The organism is Photorhabdus stackebrandtii (genome assembly GCF_011189495.1).
Classification (GTDB): Bacteria; Pseudomonadota; Gammaproteobacteria; order Enterobacterales; family Enterobacteriaceae; genus Photorhabdus; species Photorhabdus khanii.
Genome location: NZ_PUJV01000125.1, coordinates 1 through 1,083, shown reverse-complemented (window position 1 = coordinate 1,083; position 1,083 = coordinate 1). Strand labels below are relative to the sequence as shown.

Annotated in this window: 1 protein-coding gene; it reads left to right on the top strand. The window is 39.3% G+C overall.

Features of this window, described 5'->3' with window-relative positions; genetic code table 11:
• Positions 1-85: 85 nt before the first annotated feature.
• Entirely contained in the window at positions 86-1,054 is a 969-nt protein-coding gene (locus C5470_RS21900; RefSeq protein ID WP_023842307.1) for an IS30 family transposase, read from the top strand.
• The last annotated feature ends 29 nt before the right edge of the window (positions 1,055-1,083 follow it).

Genomic DNA, 1,083 nt, shown 5'->3' with positions numbered 1-1,083 from the left:
GGCGGATTCGACTAATAAGTGCAATTTTTCAGAAAGGCGGTCAGTTGCTATAGTAGGCACCTTTCCCGCCACAGGAAAATGCACTATGGCCTATACACAACTGACCGAGACAGAAAGATATCAGATTTCCAGTTTAAAAAAAGCGGGTTTTTCACAGCGTTTCATTGCTGAGTCACTTAAGCGAAGCCCGTCGACCATCAGCAGAGAATTGAAGAGAAATCAAGAAGTCCAGACATACTGCCCTGAACAGGCTCATTTGAAGGTATTGGCTCGTCGTCATTTTGCTAAGAAAGCCGTGAAAATAACGCCGGAAGTAAAAAAATGGATAAAACGGTTAATTTGGAAAGACTTAAGTCCTGAACAGGTGGCTGATTATTTAAAGCAACATAAAGGGATATCTTTGCATCATGAGACAATTTATAGACTGATTTATAAAGATAAAATAGAGGGGGGTGATTTATGGCAACATCTGCGAATTGCCAGAAAACCCTATCGTAAACGTTATGGTAGCTATGAAAGAAGAGGCAAAATTAAAAATCGGGTCAGTATTGATGAACGCCCGGAAATTGTTGATAAAAAAGAACGTATTGGCGACTGGGAAGGAGATACGATAATAGGGAAAGGAAAAAAAAGTGTCTTATTAACATTGGTTGACCGCAAGACGCTGTATACAATTATCGTTAAACTTGATAGCAAGCGAGCTTCAGAAGTCGCGAAAGCGGCAGTGAAAGTATTATTTCCGTTAAAACAAAAGGTTAAGACCATCACGTTCGATAACGGTCTGGAGTTCGCAGATCATGAAATCATCAGTGAAAAATTAGAAACCCAAATTTACTTTGCTCACCCTTATTCGCCTTGGGAAAGAGGGATCAATGAGAATATCAATGGGTTAATCAGACAATACTTTCCAAAGGGAACCGATTTTAATGAAATCTCTGATCAGGAAATAAATTTTGTGGTAAACCGATTAAATAATCGCCCCCGGAAAACACGGGGTGGGAAAACACCGAATGAATTATTTAAGGGAATACGAACATGTTTACTTCCAGATTAACGATGTTGCACTTATTATGTGAATCTACC

What these genes read in the sequence shown, in the direction of transcription:
- C5470_RS21900 (WP_023842307.1), top strand. Translation starts at nt 86, where the DNA reads ATGGCCTATACACAACTGACCGAGACAGAAAGATATCAGATTTCCAGT.